The 22,484-nt window shown below is 40.1% G+C and carries 18 protein-coding genes; 7 read left to right on the top strand and 11 right to left on the bottom strand.

Annotated features, from left to right (window positions below; translation table 11 throughout):
- Positions 1-14 precede the first annotated feature (14 nt).
- Positions 15-428: a hypothetical protein gene (locus ABDZ97_RS03715; RefSeq protein WP_343785217.1), complete on the bottom strand. Its 414-nt coding sequence runs from the start codon at positions 426-428 to the stop codon at positions 15-17.
- Positions 429-889: 461 nt separating this feature from the next.
- Here ABDZ97_RS03715 and ABDZ97_RS03710 point away from each other — a divergent pair, with 461 nt between their 5' ends.
- Positions 890-1,942: a peptidylprolyl isomerase gene (locus tag ABDZ97_RS03710; protein ID WP_343785216.1), complete on the top strand. Its 1,053-nt coding sequence runs from the start codon at positions 890-892 to the stop codon at positions 1,940-1,942.
- A 67-nt stretch (positions 1,943-2,009) separates the two neighbouring features.
- Here the strand turns inward: ABDZ97_RS03710 and ABDZ97_RS03705 are convergent, their stop codons facing one another.
- The 4 genes from ABDZ97_RS03705 to ABDZ97_RS03690 all read right to left on the bottom strand — a co-directional run bounded on the left by ABDZ97_RS03705 (position 2,010) and on the right by ABDZ97_RS03690 (position 6,571).
- Complete coding sequence (locus ABDZ97_RS03705; protein ID WP_343785215.1) at positions 2,010-3,458, bottom strand: T9SS type A sorting domain-containing protein; 1,449 nt, start codon at positions 3,456-3,458, stop codon at positions 2,010-2,012.
- 92 nt (positions 3,459-3,550) lie between these two features.
- Positions 3,551-3,931: a hypothetical protein gene (locus ABDZ97_RS03700; protein ID WP_343785214.1), complete on the bottom strand. Its 381-nt coding sequence runs from the start codon at positions 3,929-3,931 to the stop codon at positions 3,551-3,553.
- A gap of 133 nt (positions 3,932-4,064) precedes the next feature.
- Positions 4,065-5,462: a type III PLP-dependent enzyme domain-containing protein gene (locus ABDZ97_RS03695; RefSeq protein ID WP_343785213.1), complete on the bottom strand. Its 1,398-nt coding sequence runs from the start codon at positions 5,460-5,462 to the stop codon at positions 4,065-4,067.
- A gap of 77 nt (positions 5,463-5,539) precedes the next feature.
- Entirely contained in the window at positions 5,540-6,571 is a 1,032-nt protein-coding gene (locus ABDZ97_RS03690; protein ID WP_343785212.1) for a COX15/CtaA family protein, read from the bottom strand.
- Positions 6,572-6,725: 154 nt separating this feature from the next.
- Between ABDZ97_RS03690 and ABDZ97_RS03685 the strand changes: the two genes are divergently transcribed.
- A complete protein-coding gene (locus ABDZ97_RS03685) occupies positions 6,726-8,894 on the top strand; it encodes a PKD domain-containing protein (RefSeq protein WP_343785211.1) in 2,169 nt (722 codons plus the stop codon).
- A 6-nt stretch (positions 8,895-8,900) separates the two neighbouring features.
- Here ABDZ97_RS03685 and ABDZ97_RS03680 read toward each other — a convergent pair whose 3' ends face one another.
- Both ABDZ97_RS03680 and ABDZ97_RS03675 read right to left on the bottom strand, forming a co-directional pair.
- On the bottom strand, positions 8,901-10,310 hold the full coding sequence (locus ABDZ97_RS03680) for an aldehyde dehydrogenase family protein (RefSeq protein ID WP_343785210.1): 1,410 nt from the start codon (positions 10,308-10,310) through the stop codon (positions 8,901-8,903).
- An 11-nt stretch (positions 10,311-10,321) separates the two neighbouring features.
- The gene (locus ABDZ97_RS03675) at positions 10,322-11,698 is read right to left on the bottom strand and encodes a saccharopine dehydrogenase family protein (protein WP_343785209.1); all 1,377 of its coding nucleotides are present in this window, start codon (positions 11,696-11,698) and stop codon (positions 10,322-10,324) included.
- A gap of 227 nt (positions 11,699-11,925) precedes the next feature.
- Here ABDZ97_RS03675 and ABDZ97_RS03670 point away from each other — a divergent pair, with 227 nt between their 5' ends.
- Entirely contained in the window at positions 11,926-13,266 is a 1,341-nt protein-coding gene (locus ABDZ97_RS03670; RefSeq protein WP_343785208.1) for a M43 family zinc metalloprotease, read from the top strand.
- Positions 13,267-13,374: 108 nt separating this feature from the next.
- Here ABDZ97_RS03670 and hxpB read toward each other — a convergent pair whose 3' ends face one another.
- Positions 13,375-14,043, bottom strand: coding sequence for a hexitol phosphatase HxpB (hxpB, locus tag ABDZ97_RS03665; protein WP_343785207.1), 669 nt, complete (start codon positions 14,041-14,043; stop codon positions 13,375-13,377).
- The gene (locus tag ABDZ97_RS03660) at positions 14,019-14,879 is read right to left on the bottom strand and encodes a hypothetical protein (RefSeq protein ID WP_343785205.1); all 861 of its coding nucleotides are present in this window, start codon (positions 14,877-14,879) and stop codon (positions 14,019-14,021) included. The genes hxpB and ABDZ97_RS03660 overlap by 25 nt, the downstream gene beginning before the upstream one ends.
- A 44-nt stretch (positions 14,880-14,923) precedes the next feature.
- Here ABDZ97_RS03660 and ABDZ97_RS03655 point away from each other — a divergent pair, with 44 nt between their 5' ends.
- Positions 14,924-16,195 (top strand): LETM1-related biofilm-associated protein, encoded by a 1,272-nt coding sequence (locus tag ABDZ97_RS03655; protein WP_343785204.1) that lies wholly within the window; start codon positions 14,924-14,926, stop codon positions 16,193-16,195.
- 8 nt (positions 16,196-16,203) lie between these two features.
- On the opposite strand, the gene ABDZ97_RS03650 is transcribed toward ABDZ97_RS03655, so the two are convergent.
- On the bottom strand, positions 16,204-17,484 hold the full coding sequence (locus ABDZ97_RS03650) for an aspartate kinase (protein ID WP_343785203.1): 1,281 nt from the start codon (positions 17,482-17,484) through the stop codon (positions 16,204-16,206).
- Positions 17,485-17,534: 50 nt separating this feature from the next.
- Between ABDZ97_RS03650 and ABDZ97_RS03645 the strand changes: the two genes are divergently transcribed.
- The 3 genes from ABDZ97_RS03645 (at position 17,535) to odhB (ending at position 22,083) form a co-directional block, all read left to right on the top strand.
- Positions 17,535-17,927 (top strand): hypothetical protein, encoded by a 393-nt coding sequence (locus ABDZ97_RS03645; RefSeq protein ID WP_343785202.1) that lies wholly within the window; start codon positions 17,535-17,537, stop codon positions 17,925-17,927.
- 136 nt (positions 17,928-18,063) lie between these two features.
- A complete protein-coding gene (locus ABDZ97_RS03640; protein WP_343785201.1) occupies positions 18,064-20,793 on the top strand; it encodes a 2-oxoglutarate dehydrogenase E1 component in 2,730 nt (909 codons plus the stop codon).
- A gap of 18 nt (positions 20,794-20,811) precedes the next feature.
- Entirely contained in the window at positions 20,812-22,083 is a 1,272-nt protein-coding gene (gene odhB / locus ABDZ97_RS03635; RefSeq protein WP_343785200.1) for a 2-oxoglutarate dehydrogenase complex dihydrolipoyllysine-residue succinyltransferase, read from the top strand.
- Positions 22,084-22,163: 80 nt separating this feature from the next.
- Here the strand turns inward: odhB and ABDZ97_RS03630 are convergent, their stop codons facing one another.
- Positions 22,164-22,478 (bottom strand): DUF4286 family protein, encoded by a 315-nt coding sequence (locus tag ABDZ97_RS03630; RefSeq protein WP_343785199.1) that lies wholly within the window; start codon positions 22,476-22,478, stop codon positions 22,164-22,166.
- Positions 22,479-22,484 lie beyond the last annotated feature (6 nt).

The following is a 22,484-nucleotide window of genomic DNA, read 5'->3' as shown; positions in this document are numbered from 1 at the left end:
CTTAGTATTAGCAGTTAATGGATAAATTCAAACGTACTGAACAACTCCGGATTCAATAAGTAATCCTTCACCCGTACATGTATGGTATAATCAACTTCGTTCATGAAAGGGATGAAGTTCAGGATAAATTGATTATCTGTAAAACTAACCGCTTCCGTTTCCAGGCGCGCGAAATCATACTTTACCCGGTAAATGGGTTGCTGGCTGGTTTTCTCCAATACTTCCACAAATAGTTCTCCGAAAAAATCGTAATCCGCTACATATAAACTCAGTTTCAATAAGGGGATCGTCTGCGTAGAATCCAAAGGGGAGGTAACTTCTCCTTCTTCATAAATTGTGACAGATATACTGTCCATTTGAGCAAAGGCGGTTTGAACCGACAACGATAGAAATATGCCTATAACGGCAAGAAAATTCTTTCCCTTCATAATAGTAGTATTTAATAGATACCTTGTAAGCTGTATAAGTTTGAATGTTTAGATCGTTACAAAATTTGAGCGCAAATATAGTTTTTTGAGATAAAACAAACGGGAATCTCAAATAAATTAAACTATTGCACATATCCTGAAAGTCTTTTTTAACAACAAGCCGACTCCAAACTGAAGTCGGCTTGCATTCACCTTCCCTTGTTTTCATAAGGAAATTAGTAGTCGTAGTGAAATATTATCTTCACATGCTATGTGACAAACAGCTTTTTGATGCATTCCACTCTGAAACCTCTATTCTATATTTCATTTTTAGTGTCTTAAATATAAGAAATTACACCTCAGGAAACAATGATTTTCATCAGTTCATATCTCTTTCTCAAGACATAAACCTGTCAATACGTCTTCGGCACTTTCTTTGTAAGACAAAATGAATAACTTTAGGCAAAAATTGAACAACAGGTATGAAAAAGATAATTGCTGGTTTATTTATTTTTGGTGCGATTACAAGTGGATTTGCCCAAAAAATCAATAAAAAGAATCTGGATCCTGGTATGTATGCCAACATCCAGACCTCTAAAGGAAATATTCTCGTGGTGCTTGAACACGAAAAAACACCGCTTACTGTGGCCAACTTCATCGGGTTATCCGAAGGTAAATTCCAACCATTCGACTCGGTTTATTACAAAGCTCCATTTTATGACGGGCTAAAGTTCCACCGGGTAATCGCTAACTTTATGATTCAGGGAGGAGACCCTAAGGGAAATGGAATGGGAGGTCCCGGATATAAATTTTTTGATGAATTCCAGGATGATCTGAAACACGACAAAGCAGGAGTCCTCTCTATGGCGAATAGCGGACCTAATACAAATGGGAGCCAGTTTTTTATTACACACAAAGAAACCCCCTGGCTGGATGGAAAGCATAGTGTATTTGGTCATGTGCTACAAGGACAAGACATAGTCGACAGTATTGAACAAAATGATAGTATTGTTCGTATATCTATTATCCGAAAAGGAAAATCTGCTAAAAAATTCAAGGCTTCAAAAGTTTTTCAGCAACTTTACCATGAAAAAGCTGAACAGGTAGCAAAAGAACTTGCAGAAATGGAAAAAGTAAAAAACATGAGTGTTGAGGAGTACAAAACGTACTTCAAAGAGCAGACTATAAAAGATTTCCCTAAGGCAACTCAAACCGAATCAGGATTGATGCTTGTTATTCATGAACCGGGCAGTGAAGAGAAGCCACAAAAAGGGCAAATGGTAAAGGTACATTACACAGGTACATTTCTCAATGGTAAAAAGTTTGACTCCTCAAAAGACCGCGATCAACCGTTCTCCTTTCCTGTAGGAAAAGGAAAAGTAATCAAAGGTTGGGACGAAGGTATTCCATTAATTGGAAAAGGCGGAAGAGCAACTCTTATCATTCCTTACTTTCTTGGATACGGCTCCAGAGGACAATCTATTATCCCACCGTATGCTACTCTTCTTTTTGAAGTGGAAGTTTTGGATTTTTAAGTTGAAAAAAGAAAATACAAAAAGGGAGCTATAAACAAGATAGCTCCCTTTTTTGTGCACTAATCCTTTACTTTTTCACCAGTTTATGCATCAGGATATCATTTGCCGTTTCAAGCAATAAAGTATATATGCCTGCTGGCAAATGACTCACATCAAGACTCACATTTGATGTATTTATTTCAGATTCAATATAAACCCGACCATCTATCCCTACGACCTTTACAATAGCAGATTCTTCATTCTTCCGGTTTAGTGTAACTGTGTTTTCTGCCGGATTCGGATAAATCTGTAATGCATTCTTATCTTCTTCCTCACTTATTGAAAGATTCGGAGCTTGTTCAATTACCCAACGCCCTCTTCTGATCCCTGCAGGTTCAGCAACAGCATAATCCTCATACACATCATAGGCAGAAACAAAGCATGATTCATTATACGGCGTCTTTTCACCTTCAAAAAACTGTCCATCGTCCAATTGCCAACCGGAAGGGTCAATATATTCGTATTGTAAACTACCTTCAAAGCCATAACAATCATCAAAATGTTGAACATAACGTTCTATCGGTTCATAATCACTTCCATTCCATACGTCGAAGATTATTTCTGTCCGATTCCCCTCTCCATCGTAATCACTGGTAACTGAAAGTTGCTGTGTATACGCCCCCAATTCCATCTGATAATCTGCATAAAGAATGAAATCAGCAGGATAGTACTGGTCAAGCTCACTTCTTTTGCCGATGATCCCATCTGTTATCTTCTGGACGCCATCCAAACCTACAAAGTAATAATCCGGACGAAATTCAGATGGTCCCCATTCAGAGATCTCCATACGCTGAAAACCTTCGTAAGATAACAGGTTAACATTCCAAACGGAAATATCTATTACTATCGGATCAGACGTTTCTCCATAGGCATAATTAAAAACATATACCTCCTCCCAATGCTCTCCGTCCTCACTCTCAAAACCTCTCAAACTGGTAAAACGGTTTTCAGCATCTCTCTCGTACTCCATACGTACTTCTCCATCATATTCCCACTCTCCTGCATTATAGATTTCCTGAAGTGAGCTACTGTAATATCCCTCCGGAGTGTATGTATTAATTGTCCGGTAACCGTATACCCAAAAATTATTTACAACATTCCAGTTTTGGTGAATGATTGAGCTTACGTTACCATAGCCATCATAATTATATATTTTACGACTAAGGTTTTGGTAGGCTCCATCCTGCATAGTAAGCGTTCTCAACTGACCTCCTGGAAAATACGTTAAGATATAATTGTTTGCCAACGTTTCTACCCCTCCGCTTACAGCATATTTCTTAAGAGAGTAAGGCGTATCGTAACTATCATTACTCTTATTCAGGTTATACCGGGGTGTAATTCCTGAATGTGCTGCGTATTCACTTCTGAGATGAGTTGGAATAAGGGAAATTTTATCTGTTGCAACAGGAAGTTGTCCCCACAACCATCCCTGAACAACCATCCCTATCGCTGTTAAAAGGAGTACTTTTCTTTTCATACTTATCTTTTTGTTATTATAAGCTATTTATAGTAACAAAAGTAAGCTGCTTACTCCTGTAAAAAAGGAGGGAAAACCCTGAAAAAGAGTGGTTAATTATCTGTAGCTACTAACTTGTCCAGAAAACGCTTTAAATTTTCATTAACAGCAAGTTCCGGATTTCCAAGAACGAGTAAACTGGTCAATCTTTCACGTTCCATCCACAACAACAAATTAGACGTTGTTGCTACCAACGTTCCGTTAATATCTACCTTATGAACAGGTTTATTACTTTTATCAAACAAATCACGAAGCTCTTCTGTTTCCTTAGAAAAGTTGTGGTTTTCGTGAAAAATTGCCAAACCTTCGGCAAGTTCAAGCATGTCAGTCTTCGAGTCATGTAATTCAAACTCAAGACCAGTATCTGAACTCCAGGCCTGCATCACCTCCGTAAATGGAGTATTGGCAACAAAGACTATTTTTTTCGTGGTCATTTTGGCTCACAATTTATTTCGGGACCTCACTACGAAAGTCTCGAAAATCGGGGTGCAAAAATACGATTTTAAACCGAATGAACAGGAATAACCTTCCTTTTTTTTACACTTTTCCGGTTTTACTGCATTAAGATTACTTATAATACCCCAATAAGTTCATAAAGTCAGACGCATTTTGTTCTTCAGAAAACACTTCGGTAACCAACTGACCGTTCTCATTTCTTGAAATGAGAATGTGCTTCGGTTCAGGAATCAGACAGTGTTTAAGTCCTCCGAAACCTCCTATTGTTTCCTGATAAGCTCCGGTATTAAAGAAGCCGAGATAAAGCGGTGAGTTCGGGTCGAACTGAGGTAAATAGATAGCATTTGAATGTTGTTCGGAATTGTAATAATCATCACTATCACAGGTAAGCCCTCCTAACAAAACTCGTTCGTATTTTTCTTCCCACTTGTTCACGGGAAGCATAATAAAACGCTGATTAATCGCCCATGTATCCGGAAGATTTGTCATAAAAGAACTATCGATCAGATTCCATTTCTCACGATCATTCTGATGTTTTTGGTACAGTACTTTGAAAATTGCTCCCGCACTCTCTCCTACCGTGAAAGAACCAAATTCCGTAAAAATATGTGGCTCAGGAATATTCTCCTCCTCGCAAACATGCTTTACCTGCTGCAGGATTTCCTGTACCATATAGAAATAATCATAATCAAAAGCCAACGATTTCTTTATCGGGAACCCGCCTCCTATGTTGAGCGAATCAAGTGTAGGACACACCTTTTTCAACTCACAATATACGCGAAGACATTTTGTTAATTCGTTCCAGTAATACGCCGTATCCGTAATCCCTGTATTGATGAAAAAGTGTAACATCTTTACATCTACACGAGGATTGTCTTTAATAAGCGTATTGAAAAAAGGAAGAATATCACGGTATCGAATTCCCAAACGAGAGGTATAAAACTCAAATTTCGGTTCTTCTTCCGAAGCAATCCGGATCCCTATTGATAAGTTCTTGTCTGTAGCTTCCAGTAATTCACTTACTTCTCTGAAGTTATCAACGATAGGAATCACTTTTATATCTTCCTGATCAATAAGGTTAGCAATATTCTGGATGTATTTGGGTAATTTGAATCCATTACACAACACATAATTGTTGGGGCCCAACTTCCCTTTATTCTTTAAATTTTGAACGATATCTATATCAAAAGCAGAAGACGTTTCAATATGTACATCGTTTTTCAATGCTTCATCCAGAACGAATGAAAAATGAGAACTCTTTGTACAGTAACTATAATAGTAATTTCCTGAATACCCCAGGTTGCTCATTGCTTCCCTGAACCAGCTTTTGGCACGTTGAATATTATTACTTATTTGAGGTAAATAATGAAATTTAAGTGGTGTACCATATTCTTTGATCAGGTTCATCAGGTCAATCCCGTGAAAGGTAAGGTTTCCTTCCTTCAACTTAAACTCATTCTGAGGAAAGTCAAAGGTTTGCTCTATTAAATCTCTATACTTTGTCTTCATTTATTTCTTCATTCCACGCCTTTATTTTCTCTGCGCTCACACAAATTTCGATAAAATTTATCAGTTATTATCATTTTTTAAATTTCACTTGTGTGATTTTTACTTTTCATCCTGAACATTGCCATCAACAACACACCAAATAACACACTGGCAAATAACAAATGTGCAGTCTGAATCAGCCCCGGCATATTGAAATATGCGAGTAAAATCCCGGACACCAACTCTACGACAAGGATATAAAACGACCAGTGAATGATTCGTAATTCTCTGTCCTTTCTCTTGAACCAATATACGCCCGCAATCAATACCAATACTAACCACGAGAAACTACGGTGAATAAAAAACGGAATAGAGAAATAAGTACTCCAGTCTTCTCTTTCCACTCCTGCTTTTCGCAAGAAGTCAATTTCTTCTCTTACCTGAGTCCCTAAAAACATCTGGGCAAAGGTCACCGTAAAAATGACGAACATCAACCAGTAAATCGTTTTTGAAACAGCCAGATCTTTTTGTTGAACAGGAGAGACCATCCTGATAATATACAATTGCAGTCCTATAATCACCAGTGCCAGCAACATGTGAACCGTAATCGTCCAGGGGACGAGGTTGGTTGCCACAACAATAGATCCAAACCATGCCTGAAACACTAATATAATCAGATTAACCGTTGATACAAAAACGAGTCTTCGTTTTCTGTACTTCAACAAAATCCAGAGAAAAGAAAGCAGAATCAGATTTCCGGCTACAAACCCAAACAAACGGTTGGCGTATTCTGTCCAGGTCTTTCGTGCATTAAATTCTTCCTCTATCAAAATAGATTCCATGTTATCTCCCAGCTTTTTCGCCTCTCCTTCAAGACCAACTGCTGACAACATTTTCATGAATTTCTCAACTTTATTTTTCCGTTTCTCCGAATAGATATTCTGGTAATTTTCCGGTAATACTTCTGCATCTGTCGGAGGAACCCATTGTCCGAAACACTTCGGCCAATCCGGACACCCCATCCCACTTCCGGTTATCCGGACAAAACTTCCGGCTATAACAACCAGATAAATAAAAACTAATGTAATCCAACTAAGGCGGACGAACGAACGAGAAACAGGTATTTTCATGATAAATCCTTTTACTAAAACCAGTCTCCGCAAAAATACCAATTACTTTCGCGTGGGGTAAGTACGAACGAACTTTTTATCATTTCAAGCGTCTTACTTCCGGAATACCTTCAAAAATATTCCACAATTCACCCAATTCTATTAACTTAGTAGTATGCGGATTACGTATTTTCTGTTAACGATTATTTTCCTGACCTCTTTTTCAGGTTATGCATCGCATATTGTAGGAGGAGAGATGTATTATGACTGTCTGGGAAACAATCAGTATAGAATCACGTTAAAGATTTACCGGGACTGTTTTTCTTCAGGAGCTGATTTTGATTCCCCGTTACCGGTAACTATTTTCACAGGTAACGATCAATTCGTGCGTGTAGAGGATGTTCCTTATCCCGGAAATACTACGATACCTGTTACGTTTAACAACCCCTGTGTTACCCCTCCAAATAACATTTGTGTTCAGGAAGCTATCTACACCAAAGTTATCACATTGGCTCCTTCAGCAAGCGGATATAAACTAGCCTACCAACGTTGTTGTAGAGGACCTGCCGTTCAAAACCTGCTAAATGCGGATGATGTAGGTCTGACATTACTCGCCACAATTCCTCCTGCCGGCATTGCAGATTGTAACAGTTCTCCACGATTTAGTGAATTTCCTCCTTTGATGCTTTGCAACAATGATCCCTTAGTATTTGATCATAGTGCTACAGATCCGGATGGCGACCAGCTCGTTTATGAATTATGTGCACCATACAACGGTGGGACTACTTTTGCCCCTCTACCCAATCCGGCGGATGCGCCCCCTTATTCATTGGTACCATGGGAGTCCGGATTTTCGGCTGCGGTTCCATTAGGTCCGGGATCTTCTGTTACGATAGATCCAACGACAGGAGTATTAAGTGCCGACCCTAATCTTACGGGACTCTTTGCGGTTGGTGTCTGCGTCAAAGAATACAGGAACGGAACGTTGATAGGAACAACAACCCGGGATTTTCTTTTCAGGGTTATTAATTGTCAAATCCAGCTAACGTCAGAAATTACTCCTCAGGAAGAAATGGTGAGATTTATCTCCTACTGCGAAGGTTTAACTATTGAATTCGAAAATGACTCTTTTAACGGGGATACTTATTTTTGGGATTTCGGAGTATCTGGAACAAATCAGGACACCAGTAATTTATTCGAACCAACTTATACCTTTCCTTCTGCCGGAGACTATGAAGTTACCTTAATTGTTAATCGTGGATGGCCATGTACTGACACCAGCAAACAAATATTCAGAGTGTATGAAGAGTTTTATGTACAATATACTGCTCCCCCGCCTCAATGTATCGAAAACAACAATTTTTCATTTCAGACTGACGGGCAATTTAATCCGGCAACAACCACTATAACATGGAATTTCGGAAATGAAGCGAACACAACACAATCACAGGACGTAAACCCTCAGAATATTGTCTTCAATACCAGCGGTTATCATACAGTCACTTTATCCGGTGATAATGGAGTTTGCCAGTCGGTCTATACGGATTCCGTACTTGTATTCAAAATACCAACTATCGACTTTTATCTTGATACAGGCTTAATGTGTGCTCCCTACCTTGCCCGTTTCTATAATAGTTCACAGGCAGATACAGAAATAATTTACGCATGGGATTTTGGAGACGGAACAATGTCCAATGAAGAAAACCCTACACATGTTTATCCTGATCCCGGTATATATGACGTTACTCTCAGCATAGTTGTTGACGATGGCTGTCAGGCAGATCTTTCCATGACGATTGAAAATGCAATTGATGTCAAACCAAGTCCTGAAGCGAATTTCTCTCTATCTGCCGATACTGTATCTGCATTTGAACCCTGGGTGACGCTAACAGATGAATCAATTGACGGAGTGGAACACTGGTACTACTTCACTCCTCTGGATTCGACATCCGAACGGAATACGGATTGGGCTTATTTAGACGGAGGTAATCACTATCCGTTGCAGGTGGTAACCAATTCTTTTGGCTGCAAAGACACTATGATTCGCAGGATCTATGTAATTCCTCATACTACCTTATACGTACCTAACGCTTTTACTCCGGATGGCAATGGATTAAATGAAGTTTTTTTACCAGAGGTACGGGATGTACTGGAATATCGATTTGATATCTATACCCGATGGGGCAATCGTATTTTCACTACTGATAATCCCAAACAAGGGTGGGATGGAACACACAACGGAAAACCTGCCGGAGACGGTGTTTATATATACCAGATTTTCTTCAAAAAAGCACATACAAATCTTAACGAGATCGTACGCGGGCATTTTACTCTGATTCGCTAATTACGATCAAAAAACCATCAATTTAGGCTCCAGATAGTCCATCATTGCGTATTTAACTCCCTCTCTCCCGAAACCTGAATCTTTCACCCCTCCGTACGGCATCTGATCCACCCGGAAAGTGGTTGATTCATTTACAATCATTCCGCCAACTTCAAGACGTGCATAACAAGTTTCCAATACCTCATGATCCGTTGAAAAAACGGAAGCCTGTAACCCAAAACGACTATCGTTTACCTTATCGATCACCTCATCAAGGGTTGAATAATAATCCAGACATACCACCGGACCAAAAACTTCCTCATCCCAGATTTTCATTCCCTTAGCAGCATTTTCTACTACAGCAGGTAGAATCAAAGCCCCTTTTCGCTCTCCTCCACAAATAATTTTTGCTCCGTATTCCTCTGCCTCTTTTAACCAATCCTCCACACGTATTGCATTCTTTTCATCAATCATAACACCGTAGCGCGTATCTTTGTCAGAAGGGTCTCCTGCCCGTAACTTCTCTACTTCCTGACAATACAACTCACGAAATTCTGCATACTTATCTTTATGTATAAAAATACGTTGTGTATGAATACACACTTGTCCGCTATAGGCATAACCACCCACAATCAATTTCTGAACTGTGGCAGCTATATCTGCATCCTTATGTACAATTGCAGCAGCATTTCCTCCCAATTCCAGAACCACCTTCTTTTTTCCGGCTTGTGCCTTCATTTTCCATCCCACATCCGGGGATCCTGTAAATGAAAGTACATTTATCCGGGGATCTTCTACCAGTTTTTGCCCTGTTACCCGTGAACAGGGTAAGACTGATAACGCCCCTTCCGGAAGGTTCGTACGAGCAATTACATCCGCCAGCAACAATGCCGTTAAGGGAGTAGATGAAGAAGGTTTCAATAAGATCGGAGAACCTGTGGCAATTGCCGGTGCAATCTTGTGAGCAACTAGATTCAGGGGAAAATTAAACGGACTTATCCCCGCTATAATTCCGGCACTCTTATACTCAACTCTTCCTTTCTTTCCTCTTCCCGGCTCTGTCCAGTCCAATGCCAGAATCTCCCCCGGAATACGCTTACATTCCTCGGCTGCCACGCGAAAAGTTTCTATACCTCGCTGCACTTCTCCACGAGCATATCTATATGGTTTGCCGGATTCCAGAACAATCAGGTTCGCAAACTCCTCTATTCTTGCTTCTAATTCCCGTGTGATCTGCATTAGAATGGCGCTTATATCTCCTGTCGAAAGAGAAGCGTATGCTTTTTTTGCTTTTCCTGCAAGAGCAATAGCCCGCTCAATATGTTCTTCACCTGCTAAAGAGATAGTTGCTATCACTGTTTCGTCAAACGGGTTCAGAACATTCATCTTTTCCGTTGAAGAAATCCACTGACCTCCTAAAAACAAATCACTTTTCATACCCTATTATTTTACGACCATGGCTGCATATCCTGGCTGTAAAGTCGCGGAGGGACAATCTCTTTCTCGGTAAAAGCCACACCATACTCCTCCAACTCCTGCAAAACCGGATTATATATTTCAGGATAAATCGGGATTTGCACACCTTTCAATGCAATCGTGCCATTTAAAATCATTCGACCACAAATAGCAGCTGGTAAACCGACCGTATTACTCATCGCTGTATACGTTCGATCCTCACCTATATTTGCCATATAAGATACAACTTCTCTGTGTTCTCCGTCAAGGAGATAAACAAATTTATGATACATGACAATCATATCTTTATCCTCTTCCTTCAACGCCCATTTTTCTTCCAGAATTTTCTGAAGTGCCTGTGCTGGTGTTGCATTCTTAATCCCTACAATTTTATCTCTTGAGAAAATATCCAACCAAACCAACTTGTCCCAAAGCGTATCATCAAGATCAATTTTCAAATAGTGACGCAACTTCAACTCAACCGAATCATTTTCATTATACGGAAGAAAAGAGTTAATAAATTCACGATACGTCATCTTCTCACTTCCCTCAATTACATAAGAATCATCGGTAGCTCCCAGTTGAACGAATACATCCCAGGCTCTGCAAAATCCTTTTCTTCGCAATGTTCCCCTAAAAATTGTCGGGATATCATCCAATTTGTAAACAGATCTGTAACTTAAAGAGTCCCGATTTGCATACCCTTCAAACTTCCCTAATTCTTCCAACTCTATGATCTCCGTACGACGGAAAAGTTTTGTATAAGGTATGTATTTATATTTTCCTTCCTGTATAAATTTAGCTGCTCCTCCCTGACCTGCCAGAACAACATTTCTTGGGTTCCAGGTAAATTTGTAATTCCATGGATTATCATCTGACTCAGGAGCAACCAGGCCCCCGGTAAAAGACTCAAAAATGGTTAGTTTCCCTCCTTTTGCTTCAATCTCATCAATCACCTTTTTGGCACTCATATGATCTATTCCCGGATCTACTCCTATTTCATTCAGGATGATAATACCTGCTTTTTCTGCTTCTTCATGCAACGCTTTCATTTCCGGAGAAACATAAGACGGAGTAATCAGATTTGTACGTAGCTCAATACAATCCCGTGCCACATCAATGTGAAAACGGGCCGGCAACATACTTATAACCAGATCAGCCTTCTCTATTTCCGGTCTTCTTTCCACAGGATCCAGCGCATTAAAAGCCAAAGCTACTCCACGTGGATGACCTCCTAATTTTCTTTTCACCAGTTCTTTGTCCTGGTCTACAACTCTTATCTCCCAGTTTTCCTGTTCAGCATTTTGTAAAAAATAGCGTATTAAAGATGAAGATGACAAGCCTGCACCTATAACTAGAATTGTTTTCATGAAAGCAAATTTGTTCGTTTTTATCGTTGCGACTAAGGTAACAAGTTTAATTTTTCCCACATGCAATTTCACACAATTTTACCTCATCTGTTCTTTTTCTTAACACAATCACCGTTAACAACCTTTTTTTAACCGCTCATATAATTTCGCGTACTTTTTCTTCTCTCAAAACCACAATAGCCTGATATGTTTGTAAATTCGTTGCTATTACTACAAAAATTGACCCCATGTTAAAAAAAATTACATCCCTCTTAACAGTTGGATTAGTTACCGGAGTATCCTTTGCACAAACTCCTCATTATATTCATTGTGCATCAGATCATGCTATATCGTATCAGGAAGAATTAACTCCCGGATACAGATCTATTGTAAATTCAGCCTTTGATTATGCAAAAGAACGCGCCATTGTAAACGGACAACAAAAAAATTCTTATACAATTCCAGTAGTCGTACATATTGTTTATAACACTCCTGAACAAAATCTGCACGACACAGTGGTCTTTAATCAGATTGCTAATCTCAATAAAGACTTTAACCGGCAGAATGACGACGCTGGCAATGTACGCCCGGTCTTTAACCCGGTTGTCGGCTCAGCAGATATTCACTTTCAATTAGCTCAGTATGATCCTGACGGAAACCCTACTAATGGTATTACCCGTACACAAACATCAACTACTAGTTTTGGAAGTTTTAACTTTTTTCTCGGAGATATGTCAGTCACTGAGAGCGTTAAGTCTTCTACAGATGGAGGTATTTCTCCCTGGAATCAGGATGAATACCTAAACATCTGGGTATGTAATATGTCTATCTCTTTTATGGGACAGGAAACCACTGCATTGCTAGGATATGCCACACCTCCTGACGGGTTGTCGCACTGGCCTGCAGGATCAACAGAAGGGATGAAAGATGGTGTCGTTATTCAATACCAGGCATTCGGAAGCAATAACCCAAATCCACTTCCTGACCCAAGTGGAAACGGAGGCAATATGGAGGTATTAGGTCGAACAGTTACACACGAGGTAGGACATTACCTGGGACTACGACATATTTGGGGAGATGGAGACTGTGCTGAACAAGATGGGGTCGATGACACACCAAATGCTGCTGCGCAATCAGACTTCGATTGTAACACAAGTAAAAATACCTGTGTTGACAATATCACTGAACTTGGCGGAGACGCTCCTGACATGATTGAGAATTTTATGGATTATTCAGCAGAATCTTGTCAAAATTCATTTACTCTCGGACAAATTGGGATTATGCGATCTGTTTTAGAGAATTTCCGACCTGATTTAGGAGATGGTAATCCTCTTGGAATTACCACTCAAAAAAGTATAGATGCCTCTGTGTTTCCTAATCCTTTCAAAAATGAAATCACCGTTTCTATTGAAACTGGAAAAGCAGACCATATTCGACTTATTTCTACAGAAGGACGAGTAGTTTTCACTTCAGATATCTCTGAAGGATCACTGTCCTTCCAAACCGAAAATATTGAAACAGGTATGTATATTGTTCAGCTTACCTATCAATCGGATATCGTTTTCACACAGAAGCTGATCAAGCACTAACAAACAATTTTCTCTAAATATATCACAACACAATTATTTTTTTGAGAAAACAAAAGGACGCTTAAAAAAGCGTCCTTTTACAATTTAATTTATTCTCTTCTCTCTACTCTACTTCTCCTTAAACAATTCCAGTACATCTAACAGGGACTCATATTGTTCATCAGCAATTACAAGATGCGGATGAGGTGTATTAGAACCGTCCGGAACAACAATGGTAGCCATAGATGCTGCTTTCGCCGCAAGCAATCCGTTAAAAGAATCCTCAATAACCAGACAGTTCGAAGGTCGGACTCCTAATTGCCGTGCGCAAGTCAGGTAAACTCCTGGGTGGGGCTTTCCAAATTCCTCAAATTCTGCTGAATGAGTAACATCAAAATAGGTTTCTAACTCCAGTTTCTTCAATACCGTTTTTAAAATTCTTGAATACGAAGATGTTCCAATCCCCAGTTTATACCCCCGACTCGACAAAAACGGCACGATTTCATGAACTCCTCTCATCGGTTTTCCTTCCCGCTCTATGTAATATACTACCCGGTCTATGATCTCGTGAATTACTTCTTCATTGCTTTTTCCCTCCCAGGGAAAACGACTTCTCCAAAACGCAACCACCTCATCTATCCGCAAACCCACGGTCTCTTCAAAATCAGGCTTATCAAGATTAAGCCCTAAAGAATTAAACACTTCAACTTCCGCTATTTTCCATAGTGGTTCCGAGTCGATTAGAACTCCGTCCATATCAAAGATAACTGCCTCTATTTTTCTTTCTTTCCAGACCATTCGTATAGATTTCCTCCTCCAAGTAATGTTTTTTTCTCATCCGAGATAATTATTCTCCCATCGGGCATCTGCGTAATCGCTTCTCTCTGCCTCCAAAAAGGCAAATTATGCTTTATCACATTTCCATTTTGCCAAAACTTTACATCCGGATTAAAGAGATGTATTTCATACCAATCCGAATAGGTAAGCAACGCTATTCCCTTATCTAATTTACACATCCCGGTAATACTATGACTCCTCCAGGAACCATTTCCCAAAGTCAGCGTATTCACCCACCTGGCGGCATGCCTCCCTGGTTCATTTGGGACCTTATAAATCCGGGCCTCACCGGTAAAAGGATCTGTCCTGCATTTTGTAAAAATGATAATTTCATTCTCCCAGATAACAAAAGCTTCCGCATCATACACCTTCTCATCATCAGTCGGTGGATAGCTCATTTGTTCGGGGTAGTAAAACTGTATCTCGTCCGCCTTAACATCCCGTTGCCCTACTTTTGACAGAGGAAAGCGGTAAATAGTGAGGTTATTACGGGTGTTTCGGTTATTTCCTATATCACCAATGTACACCCTACCACTATCAATAGTAATTTCTTCCCAATCCGTATTTCTGACATTGGCAAACGTTGTTTTTGACACTAACTTACCGGAAAGCGATACTTCATACACTACAGGCTCACCGCCGCTATCGTTTATTGTGAGCACAGATGTATCCGAGCAGGCAACCAATCCCGAACTCTCATGAATAATATCCGGTAATGCAGCAATCTTTTTTAGTTGTTGCGAATATCCGGAAAAGCACACTCCGATTACCAAACAGATGGAAAAAATCAACTTCATACACATTTCAATATGAAGTTGTAAATTTACCAAAAAAACAAGGCATGTTGAATCCGGGATCTAAAGGTTGGGTAAACAAATACCTCAGCATGGTTCGCAAAGGGGACATTCGACTTCAGTATAACCTGGAGTGCGGAACAACTGGCGAAAATAAGGCTCATATGCTATTAGGAGGAACCGGAATTATATTTGGCGTTTACTCTCACTTCATTTTTATTCAGCCAACAAAAGAGGATAAATGGACCAAACACGAACAATTAAAAGTACTTTATCTCGAATCTCTTTTGTTCGTTTATACCGAATTTAAAAACACAACAGAAATAGACACCGAACTGTTTTCTTCCACCTTAACTGATTTTTTTGAAGCCGGAGGAAGTCGTGAAGTCCGTGGCAGCTGGCTTGATTTCCTTCGTTTCAGTAAGCTAAACCCACTGGAAGAAGCTATTAACAAACGAACACAGATTCCTCTTTCTTTTGACCATAAAATCTGGGTAAGCTACTTACAAAACAGTCTTTGCTTTATCGATGTTCTTCTTTTCAGAATATTTCTGACCGGAGAATCAGATCCGGGGAACCTTCAGAAGAAAAGAACCATTATGTCGGAGGCCGCTCTTCAGGTAATTATTCTGGCTTCTCACGCAGACGGTTTTGTGGCAACCAAAGAACGATCTTTATTCGATCTGTTTCTTGCATCGGCAGATTTTTCTGAAGAAGAACGACTACATTATATAACACTTTTTAAAAGCGGAGCTTCTATTGAAGATATCGAACCTGCCACAGCAATGCCTCAAATGTTCAAGAGATACCTGCTGGACCTTGCTATTTTTACCGTTTGGTCAGATACGGATTTCAGCGAAAAAGAATATACTTTCCTTCAAGATCTCGCCACCTATCTGAATTTCTCAGAAGACGATCTCAATGAATCTTTTTCTGTGGTTGAGAATTTTGTCCTGAAAAACCATGACATAATACCGTATCTTAAAGGAGGAAACTCGTATGACAAAGTTGTCTCCCGTCTGGGAAATCACTGGTCAAAAGTTATTCTGCGCAATAAAGACCGGCTTACGAAAGAAATCAGAGAAAGTAAAGAGTTGGTAGAACTTGTACGTAAATCCGCTGTAGTAGAACTTTCGGGAGAGGAAAAGGAGAAAGTGAAATCCCAGTTTATGGACATTATTAAAAGTGTTCCGGCACTCGCGATATTCATGCTTCCCGGAGGAGCCATTCTCCTTCCTTTAATTCTAAAAGTAATCCCTACATTGATTCCATCCGCATTCAGAGACAATGAAATAGACGAAGACACTGCCCGTCCTTAACCTGTTCATCAGCTTAAAGACTGATCCTTCATAACTATGCGAACCGTTTCCCTTGTTTTCTGTTCCAGAATAATCTCTTTTCCTACCGTTACCCGGTCAATCGTCGCCTGATCATAATGCCGAATCGTAACCAGTTCGAGATCCTCGTTATACTTCACCTTAAAGTCATCAGAGAAAACAGCTATCACTTTTTCCAGATCCACTTTTTTTCGGTCTACTAACAAGGAAAAACTCAATGCCGAATTTTGCATAACATTGATCTTTACTCCCAGCTTGTCTAACGTATTGAATATTGAAGAAAGACTCTTTTCAACTATGAATGAAAAATCTTTTGGCATCACAGAAATAAGAAGTTGATCCATTTTGAAAATGAAGGAAGGAACGAGGTGATCAAAATCCGGAGATTCCTGTATAACCGTACCTTCTTCGGAAGGATTCAAAAATGATTTCACATACAACGGGATTCCTTTATTCTGAAGAGGTTTAACCGTTTTAGGATGTATCACCGAAGCTCCGTAATACGACAATTCAATTGCTTCTTTAAAGGAAATCTTATCCAGTTTAATTGTATTATCAAACCATTTCGGATCTGCATTTAACATTCCCGGAACATCTTTCCAGATAGTAACGTCATCCGCATCTGATATGAATGCCAGGATCCCGGCTGTATAATCCGACCCTTCTCTTCCCAAAGTAGTGGTAAACCCTTCAGCCGTATGTCCCAAAAACCCTTGTGTTACGACAATCCGATTCTTCTCAAAATGGGGCAGCATTCTTTCTTTGATCAATGCATCTGTTTTCTGCCAGTCCACACTTCCTTCTCTATAGGTATTATCCGTTCTGATCAACCTTCTTGCATCTTCCCAAACCGCCAGCAACTGTTGTTGATTAAGGTATGCAGCGATAATCCGTGTTGAGATAATCTCTCCCAAGGAAACAATCTGATCATATTCAAAGTCAAAATTATCTGATCTCGGCTGTTCTATTTTTAACGATAACAGTCGAAACTCATTTTTCACCTGGTTATAAATCATCTCATTTGACGCATCAAACAAATCATTCATTATCGTCAGGTGAAATTGTTCTAATTCATTTACCTCGTTGCGAAAAAGCTGTGTATCTCCGTTCCAGCAGGCCATAGCAATCCGCTCCAAAGCATTGGTTGTTTTTCCCATCGCCGAAACAACGACAATCAGGTTATTCTCTCCATACATTGCAAGTATCTGTGCTACATTTTTTACCGCATCTGCATCTTTTACCGATGCCCCGCCAAACTTAAATACCTCCATACCCATAATTATTTGTCACAAAAGTACTCTTTTTGTAGTTTTACATGATCATGCAAGAGTTAACTATCCGGAATATTGCTGCGGCTTTTCACGAAAAAAGTGTTACTCGTGATTTTATTGAACAAACGAGACATCAGATTCGGAAAGATGCGCAAAACCTGTGCGAAGTACCAGAGTTCGAGCCGAACCATTCAATTCCTGTTATTGAGCAATTTATCGGGTGGATTGCCTCTATAGAAGAAGCTATCCTGAAAAAAGGAAATCATATTGATCAGTTCTACTATTTGGTTGACCTACCTGAAAGTGTTATGAAAGAGCTCAAAAAGGAACAATCAAACGAATCTAACCGACAGATTCATGAACTAATCCTTTACCGGGAAGCTCAAAAAGTTTTCATCCGAAATCATTACGCTCCGGATAAAACAAAAAACAGAGTAGAATAGATTTTTTTGTTTGAAAATCAACAGAAAATGTTTTTCGAACTATCCAAAACAAACCTTCAGCGATTATTTTGTTTTTTTATGTTTAGGAAGTGTTTAAATTCCTTAGTTTTGTAGTTCCATTATTGTTCAAAAAGACATGGATAAATTTTCATACGTGGGAAATGGAGATGTAAATGCCATAGACCATCTCTACAAAGAATACCAAAAAGACCCCTCCGCTGTAGATGAGGGTTGGAAAAAGTTTTTCGAAGGGTTTGATTTTGCCCGCACCAATTTCGAGGATGGTGAAATTCCGGAAAACTATCAGAAAGAATTTAAAGTAATCAGTCTTATTCACGGTTACCGATCTCGTGGTCACTTGTTTACCAAAACCAACCCGGTTCGGGAACGTCGTAAATACGAGCCTACACTTTCCATCGAAAACTTTGGTTTATCAGAGTCCGATATGGACACTGTGTTCCAGGCGGGTGAGGAAGTAGGGATTGGTCCTGCAACGCTTCGTGAGATCATCAAACATCTTGATGAAACGTATTGCCAGTCTATCGGAATCGAATACAACTATATTCGTGAGCCGGAAAGACTAAACTGGATGAAGCACCATATTGAGGTGACAAACCGACCTCAGTTTGATAAAAATCGTAAAATACGTATTTTCAAAAAGCTGAACCAGGCTTCTAACTTTGAGAATTTCCTTCAAAAGAAATATGTCGGTCAGAAACGTTTTTCCATTGAAGGTGGGGAAGCTTTAATTCCGGCTCTTGATACACTTATCTCCAAAGGAGCTGAGTTAGGAATAGAAGAGTTTGTTATGGGGATGGCGCACCGTGGTCGTCTAAATACACTTGCAAATATCTTTGACAAACGTCCACGCGATATCTTCTCCGAATTTGACGGAAAGCAATTCGACATGGACGATGACTTTGACGGAGACGTTAAATACCATCAGGGATATTCTTCTCCTGTCGTGGCGGAAAACGGATCGAATGTACACTTGACACTTGCTCCCAATCCGTCTCACCTGGAAGCAGTAGACCCTGTAGTAGAAGGAATTGCCCGCGCCAAAGTAGATCAGTACCTGAAGGATTATAACAAAATCTGTCCGGTTCTGATTCACGGTGATGCAGCTATCGCAGGTCAGGGAGTAGTTTATGAAGTGATTCAAATGGCTCAGCTTGACGGATACAAAGCGGGTGGTACTGTACACATTGTTGTCAATAACCAGGTTGGTTTTACAACGAATTATCTGGATGGCAGATCATCAACTTATTGTACCGATGTTGCCAAAACCACTTTGTGTCCTGTATTCCATGTAAACGGAGACGATGTGGAAGCGGTTGTACAAACGATGGAGATTGCCTTAATGTATCGTCAGACTTTCAACAGAGATGTTTTTATTGATCTTCTTTGTTACAGAAAATATGGTCACAACGAAGGTGATGAGCCTAAATTCACACAACCTAATTTGTACAAGCTGATCGCTAAGCATCCGAATCCTAAAGATATTTACCTGAAACAATTACTTGCAGAGGGTACTATTTCGGGAGAGGAAGCGAAAAGTATTGAGGAAGCTTATCTGAGATTCCTGGATGACGAATTTGAAGTTGCCCGAAAAAATGAGAGAGCAATCACCTGGAATTTCCTTGCGAATACCTGGGAAGGATACCGTCATGGTCGGATAGAAGATTTCATCTATTCTCCTGAAACAGGTGTTGATATAAAGAAACTGAGAGAGCTTGGGGAAAAGTTGTCTTCACTTCCCGAAGGAAAAAATTACTTCCGCAAAATCCAAAAGATCTATGATGATCGTTTGAAATCTATCCGCGAGGACAGATTGGATTGGGGAGCTGCTGAAATGTTAGCGTATGCTTCTTTACTTGATGAAGGACATTTGGTTCGTATATCCGGTCAGGATGTCGAACGCGGGACATTTTCTCATCGTCATGCGGTAGTTAAAACCGAAGACACAGAAGAAGAAATTGAAACACTGAATCTTCTCCATTCAGATCAGGCTAAGTTTTATGCGTATAATTCGCTGCTTTCCGAGTATGCTGTTCTGGGATTTGAATACGGTTATTCACTGGCGACGCCAAATGGTCTTCCAATCTGGGAAGCTCAGTTCGGAGACTTCTTCAACGGGGCACAGATTATGATCGATCAGTTCATCTCTTCCGGTGAAGATAAGTGGTCCGTACAAAGTGGATTGGTTATGTTGCTTCCACACGGATATGAAGGTCAGGGAGCTGAACACTCAAGTGGTCGTATGGAACGATTCCTTCAATCCTGTGCAGATTTGAATATGCAGATTGTCAATACTTCGACGCCTGCGAATCATTTCCACTTGCTACGCCGTCAGTTGAAGCGGGAATTCAGAAAACCTTTGGTTGTCTTCTCTCCTAAAATGTTATTACGTTACCCTTCTGCGGTTTCTACATTGGAAGATCTATCGAAAGGAGCTTTCAAAGAAGTACTGGACGATCCGATTGCAGACACGAAAAAGGTAGATACACTTGTATTGTGTACAGGTAAATTCTATTATGAAATGACCGAAAAGGCTCAGGAAATGGGAGTTGAGAATATGGCGTTCATTCGTATCGAACAATTATATCCACTTCCTGAAAGTCAATTGAAAGCGATATTTGATAAATATACAAACGTTAAACATTACGTTTGGGCACAGGAAGAACCTTCCAACATGGGAGCATGGCAGTATATGGCTATGAACCTGCGTTCTGTTCACCTGGAGGGTATAATGCGTAAATCCTCAGCAGCTACTGCTGAAGGAAGTAAAGACCTTCACGTTAAACGCCTGAAAACTCTTTTCGACGAGTTGTTCAAGTACGCAAAAGTTAAAGAAAAAGCGAAATAAAAACGAAAACAAGATAAGATGTCCGTTTTAGAAATGAAAGTACCAAGTCCGGGAGAATCAATCTCGGAAGTTGAAATAGCAACATGGCTGGTTTCGGATGGTGACTATGTAGAAAAAGATCAGGCAATTGCAGAAGTTGACTCTGATAAGGCTACACTGGAACTACCTGCTGAGGAATCGGGTGTTATAACACTTAAAGCTGAAGAAGGTGATACTGTAGCTGTAGGGCAGGTGGTTTGCCTCATAGATACTGCTGCACCTCGTCCTGAGGGAAGTTCAGCTCCTGCTGAATCTGCACCAAAAGAAGAAGCGCAAAAGGCTCCGGAGGCTCAGAAAGAAGCTGCTCCGGCTCCTAATCCTATGCCGGTTGAAGATAAATCGTCTTCAAATTATGCTACAGGAACTGCGTCTCCTGCTGCGTCAAAAATCATGGCGGAGAACAATATCCAATCAGCACAGGTAAAAGGTACTGGAAAAGACGGAAGGATTACAAAGCAGGATGTTATTGCAGCTATGGCCGGCGGATTCTCAACAGATGCAGCAGCAGGATGGGGAGGAACTCGTGAGACAAAAGCAGAAAAGATGTCCATGCTACGTCGTAAAATTGCAGAACGTCTGGTTTCTGTAAAAAATGAAACGGCAATGCTTACTACTTTTAACGAGGTAGACATGAAGCCCATCATGGATTTACGAAATGCATACAAAAAGAAATTTGCGGAAACACACGATGTTAACCTTGGGTTTATGTCCTTCTTTACCAAAGCGGTAACAGAAGCGTTAAATCTATACCCTGCGGTTAATGCACAGATCGATGGGAAAGAAATGATTTTCCATGATTACGCTGACGTAGGAATTGCTGTAAGTTCTCCAAAAGGACTTATGGTACCTGTTATTCGTAATGCGGAGCAAATGTCATTGGCAGAAATCGAAAGAGAAATAAAACGTCTTGCTATTCGTGCCCGTGACGGAAAAATTACTCCGGACGAAATGACAGGAGGTACATTTACGATTACTAACGGAGGTGTATTCGGTTCAATGATGTCAACTCCAATTATTAACCCTCCTCAGTCGGCAATTCTGGGAATGCACAATATTGTTGAGCGTCCGGTTGCTATTGACGGAAAAGTGGAGATTCGTCCTATGATGTATCTTGCGTTGTCGTACGATCACCGAATTATTGATGGAAAAGAATCTGTGAGCTTCCTTGTTAAAGTTAAGGAAATGCTTGAAAACCCTGAACGCATGTTGTTCGGTTCGAAAGACCCTTATGAGGTCTTGCTAGGTTTATAAGAAAACAGCTATCGTATATAAATAAAATAGCCCCGGTAAACCGGGGCTATTTTTGTATTCTTTCGTGTCGTCTCTCTCTTTTACTTTTTAAATTCTCCTACTACTTCCAGAATAGTACGAAATGCTGCAAACTGCCCATTGTAACGAAGCGCGTGCTCACGTTGTAATTTAGGAGCAAATAACGTATTGTACTGCTCTAAAACAGCTTTACTCTCACACAGGTATGAAATCGCGTAAGACAATCCCCCTTCTTCCTCTGCATGAATTCTTGCAATACGGCTTTCTAAAAATAATCCAGTAGCCATCACATCCGGAATGTGCACTTCCTTCATCCATTTCAACCAATCATCATGAACAGCCTCATCTATACTAACAGTAACATTATACAATATCATATTTTT

The sequence above is a fragment of the Wandonia haliotis genome (genome assembly GCF_039523435.1).
GTDB lineage: Bacteria > Bacteroidota > Bacteroidia > Flavobacteriales_D > Crocinitomicaceae > Wandonia > Wandonia haliotis.
Note: the sequence above shows the minus strand (reverse complement) of the source record. Positions and strands in the feature narration are given on the sequence as shown.